Here is a 4,658-nt window from a genome sequence, read left to right on the forward strand (position 1 = left end):
TGATCGCAGCAGGCACGAGTTCGGCGGACCGCAGATAAGTCGGCAAAAGCGCCTGAAATGGCCACGATCCGAAGCACAGCACGAAGATCAGCAAGGCGAGATACGACACGCGTTTCGGATACTTCGAAAACAAATCGACCACCGGATTGCTGCGCCAGCTTACTGCCTTCGCGGGCGCGTGCTTCTTCCACGCCTGCGATTCCGGCACACAAAATACGATGAACAATCCGAGCAGCAGCGCAGGCGGCAGGCCGACGAAAAACATGCCGCGCCAGCCGAAATGCGGATAGACGAACTCATACGCAAGCGCCGCGCCGATTGCGCCCACGCCCCAGCCGGTATCCAAAATACCGATACCGATCGCGCGATGCTTCTCCGGCCACGATTCTGCGACCATCGCTGCGCCGAGCGAGAAGCCGGGCGCCATGCCGAAGCCGAGCAGAAGACGAAACACCGCCAGCGCCACAAAGCTCCACGACAGACCCGTGGCAACCGCGCCGAGCGTGAACCAAGTGAGCGTGATGAGCAACGGAATCTTCCGGCCGATATGGTCCGAAATGCCGCCGAACAACAAGCCGCCGATCCATCGCACGCCGTAGGTGGCGAGCAACAATAAGGAGGCCGTATCGAGCGATACACCGAACGTCGCGGCGATATCCTTCAGCACGAATGTGATGGCGAGAAAGTCGAGGGCGTCGTTGACCCACACGCCCCACGCGGCAATCAGCACGCGCCACTGCGTCCATGTGATGTCGCGATACCAGCGGCCCGGGCGCGCGGGTGTCATCGTCAGATCCTGCTGCATGTCGCGTCTCCTGATTCTATTGAGCCAATGTAACCGGTATCATTATATCCGCGATCGACTTGAAAAGTAGCCGGGAATGCACTAACGTTATGGCTATGTAACCGATTGCAGAGATAGCATGATACAAACACCGGAACTGTCGCGTGTCGTAGCCGGCATGTGGCGCGTAAAAAACTGGAACATGACGCGCGCGGAGTTGTGCGCGTTTATCGAAGCATGCGTGGGTGAAGGCGTGACGAGCTTCGATCACGCGGATATCTACGGCGGCTACGAAGCGGAAGCGTTCTTCGGCGATGCGCTCGCGCTGAATCCGTCATTGCGCGCGCGTATTCAACTGGTCAGCAAGGCTGGGATCAAACTCGTATCGGCGGCGCGGCCTGAGCATCGGATCAAGCATTACGACAGTAGCGCGGCGCATGTGCGGGCAAGCGTCGAGCGTTCCTTGCGTGCGTTAAAAAGCGAGTACATCGAACTATATTTGCTGCATCGTCCTGATCCGCTGATGGATGCAGATGAACTCGCGCGCGAAATAGAGCGGCTCGTGCAGGAAGGGAAGGTCGGCGCGTTCGGCGTATCGAATTTCAGCGCGCGTGATTTCGATGCGCTGCACGCGCGCATTCCGCTTGCGACCAATCAAATCGAGCTATCGCCGTTTCATTGCGCGCCGATAGAAGATGGCACGCTGACCGCGCTCTCATCGGCACATGTTTCGCCGATGATCTGGTCGCCACTCGGCGGCGGCCGTCTGTTCGATTCCACCGATGAAACCGCCGCGCGCGTACGCGAATCGCTGCAAAAAATACAGCGTGAACGTGGCGTGGAGAGTTGGGTATCGATTGCGTATGCGTGGATTTTCAGGCTGCCGTCGCGGCCGCTTGCGATTACGGGTACGCGGCATTTGGAAGGCGTGCGCGATGCCGTGCGCGCGCTCGATATCGAACTCACGCGCGAAGAATGGTTTGCGATTTGGGAAGCGGCGCGCGGACAAGCGGTGGACTAAGCGCGTGCGCGACGCACTTTAGGCGGCGGCCCCGACGATGCACGCACGATAATCTCCGCCTCGCATTTCACGCTCTCCGCGCTGCCCGGTTGCGCGAGTTCCGCGAGAATCATCTTCGCCGCCATTTCGCCGATCTCCGCGCTCGGCACACGCACGGTCGTGATGGGAATGGGCAACTCCGACATCAATTCGAAGTCGTCGAACCCGACAAGGCTCAGTTCCTTCGGAATATCGTAGCCTTGATGCATGGCTTCGAGCATTGCGCCCATTGCAAACGAGCCATTGCCGCAAATAACCACGGACGGCGGCTGCGGCGTATCCATCACCTTCGAAAAAAGCTCGCGTCCCGTGCGCGCGCCCCACAAACCCTCGGCCATATGCGCGGCGGTCATGCCGAGTCCGTGTTCGGCAAGCGCATCGCGCACGCCTTCACGTCGCGCGCGCGCGCGATCGTTTGAATCCGCTATTTGGGAAAGCATCGCGAAACGCCGGTGCCCAAGACCAATCAGATAAGTCGTGAACTCGAAAAAAGCCTGATGATTGTCGATGCCCACACAAAGCCTGTCGCTCCCTTCGCGATACACGAACGTGTTCACGAACGGCACTTGCCGTTGTTCGAGCAGCGGATAAAGCTCCGGATGATGCGTCTCGCCGACCAGCACGACCGCATCGACACCACGCTCCAGCATGGTCCGCACCTGTCGATATTCGCGCTCGGGATCGTACTGCGAGCAACCGAGCAGCAGCGTGTAGCCGGCCTGTTCGAAGGCTTCCTGCAAGGTCTGGATGGCAGTGGCGAAGTGCTCGTTGGCAAGCGTGGGAAACACCGCGCCGATGGTGCCAGTGCGCTGCGTGGCGAGCGCGCGGGCGGCGGCGTGCGGCACCCAGCCGAGATGATCGATCGCCACCATGATGCGCGAGCGCAATTCGTCCGATACCACCGACGGATTGTTCATCACGCGCGACACCGTTGCCGACGATACCCCGGCAAAACGCGCTACATCGCGCAGCGTCACGCTCGACGAGCGTGTCTTGCGAGTCGCGTTGCCGGCGTCGGCTGCGGGTGTCTTGGTGGGTTTGTTTTTGGCCATGCGTGGGCTGATGACGGTTCGCGCGAGGTGCCCCGATTATAACAATCCGCCCCGACGGCCACGCATACGCTCAGTCCTTTGTTGACAGCTTTTTCGCCCACTTCATCAGATGTCGTCCGGCCGCAACTACTTCGCCATGCTGATTAATCACTTCCATATCGGCGGTGCTGCGGCGCTTTTCCTCGTCGATTTCGGCGACGCGATAGATCACCGTCACCGTGTCCCCGAGCAATACAGGCTTGATGAAACGGATCTTGTCATAACCCGCCGACACGGGAAACTCATCCAGATCGGTGCGATGAATGATATGCGCGATCGAAATGGTCGATGCCGTGGACATATAGCCGACCAGCAGCGCGCCATGCGCAATGCGCCGCCCGATGGCCGACTTCTCCTGCATGTACTGCTCGTTGATGTGGGTATCGCTGAAGTCGCCGGTGAGTCCGGCAAACAACGTCACGTCGACTTCACCGACGGTTTTGGCAAAGCGATATTCGTCGCCGATCTCAACGCCCTTGATAGCCATGTCCTGTCTCCCGATACGTTGATGTAAATACCCGACGCTCACATCATGTGCTCGTCGAATGCAATTTATGTTACCGGTTACATCGGCGTGTGTAAATGAAGTTTTCTCGTTTCAGTAGCCATTGTAATAGCACTAATAGTGGTATTCCCTAGCTCACATTGAATTTCTTGAAAGCAGATATGAGACCGGTTACATTGAAGTCAACGGCAAGCATGAACTGAGGGAAAGAAAGACATGGAACGTATTACCAGCGACGAAGCGGCCGGCCTGGTGCGGTCGGGAGATTCGGTTGTCATCAGCGGTTCGGGCGGCGGACACGCCGTGCCGGAAGCCTTGCTCGCCGCGTTGGGCCAGCGTTTTCTTGCGACGCAACAACCACGCGATATCACGTCGATCAGCGTGGTTGGCATCGGCGATCGCGCGGCGCTTGGCGCGAGTCATCTCGCGCAAGAAGGTCTGCTGAAACGTGCGATTACCAGCGCATTGGTCGATTCACCCGGACTCGTGACGATGGCTGCGAACGACACCATCGAGGCATACACGCTGCCGCAAGGCGTGCTGTCGCAATTGATGCGCGAGATGGCGGGTGGACGTCCGGGTCTTATCACCAAGACCGGGTTGAACACGTTTGTTGATCCGCGTCAGCAGGGCGCGCGTCAGAGTCCATCGACCGAAGAGATGCTGGTTGAACTCATGCATATCGACGGTGGAGAGTGGTTGCGCTTCAAGCCGTTTCCGATCGACGTCGCTTTTCTGCGTGGCACCACGGCAGATGAAGACGGCAACGTGACGATGGAGCAGGAAGCCGTACTCGGCGAAATGCTTGCGATGGCGCAGGCCACGCGACGCGCGGGCGGCATCGTGATCGTGCAGGTGAAACGGATGGCGCGGCGCGGCACGCTGCCGCCCAAACAAGTGAAAATCCCCGGCATTCTGGTGGATTTCGTCGTGGTGGAAGCCGAGCAACGTCAAACCTATGCGACCGATTACGACCCGAGTTATGCGGGCGAATTGCGTGTACCGCTGTCGGAGATTCGTCCGTTGCCGTTCGGTCCGCGCAAGGTGATCGTGCGGCGCGCTGCGATGGAGTTATATCCACACGCGGTCTGCAATCTCGGCGCGGGTATTTCAACCGGGTTATCTACCGTCGCAGCAGAAGAGGACTTGCTTGATTCAGTCATCCTGACGAATGAGTAAGGACTGATCGGCGGCGCGCCGATTACGGGCCGCGACTCG

The 4,658-nt window shown here is 59.1% G+C and carries 4 protein-coding genes and 1 pseudogene; 2 read left to right on the forward strand and 3 right to left on the reverse strand.

What is annotated here, in order from left to right:
• On the reverse strand, positions 1-805 hold an 805-nt coding region (locus P7F28_RS15480), incomplete at its 3' end, for an MFS transporter (protein ID WP_277185402.1).
• Positions 806-923: 118 nt separating this feature from the next.
• On the opposite strand from P7F28_RS15480, the gene P7F28_RS15485 reads away from it, so the two are divergent.
• On the forward strand, positions 924-1,805 hold the full coding sequence (locus P7F28_RS15485; RefSeq protein WP_277185403.1) for an aldo/keto reductase family oxidoreductase: 882 nt from the start codon (positions 924-926) through the stop codon (positions 1,803-1,805).
• On the opposite strand, the gene P7F28_RS15490 is transcribed toward P7F28_RS15485, so the two are convergent.
• Both P7F28_RS15490 and P7F28_RS15495 read right to left on the reverse strand, forming a co-directional pair.
• Positions 1,802-2,896: a LacI family DNA-binding transcriptional regulator gene (locus P7F28_RS15490; protein ID WP_277185404.1), complete on the reverse strand. Its 1,095-nt coding sequence runs from the start codon at positions 2,894-2,896 to the stop codon at positions 1,802-1,804. The genes P7F28_RS15485 and P7F28_RS15490 overlap by 4 nt on opposite strands.
• A 70-nt stretch (positions 2,897-2,966) precedes the next feature.
• Positions 2,967-3,422 (reverse strand): MaoC/PaaZ C-terminal domain-containing protein, encoded by a 456-nt coding sequence (locus P7F28_RS15495; protein WP_277185405.1) that lies wholly within the window; start codon positions 3,420-3,422, stop codon positions 2,967-2,969.
• Positions 3,423-3,656: 234 nt separating this feature from the next.
• Between P7F28_RS15495 and P7F28_RS15500 the strand changes: the two are divergent.
• Positions 3,657-4,616: pseudogene (locus tag P7F28_RS15500) on the forward strand (CoA-transferase); the annotation flags it as partial.
• Positions 4,617-4,658 lie beyond the last annotated feature (42 nt).

This window comes from Caballeronia sp. BR00000012568055 (assembly GCF_029439455.1).
Classification (GTDB): Bacteria; Pseudomonadota; Gammaproteobacteria; order Burkholderiales; family Burkholderiaceae; genus Caballeronia.

Excerpts from the sequence above, each read along its gene's own strand:
- P7F28_RS15485 (WP_277185403.1), top strand. The coding sequence starts at position 924 with ATGATACAAACACCGGAACTGTCGCGTGTCGTAGCCGGCATGTGGCGC.
- P7F28_RS15490 (WP_277185404.1), bottom strand. The coding sequence starts at position 2,896 with ATGGCCAAAAACAAACCCACCAAGACACCCGCAGCCGACGCCGGCAAC.
- P7F28_RS15495 (WP_277185405.1), bottom strand. The coding sequence starts at position 3,422 with ATGGCTATCAAGGGCGTTGAGATCGGCGACGAATATCGCTTTGCCAAA.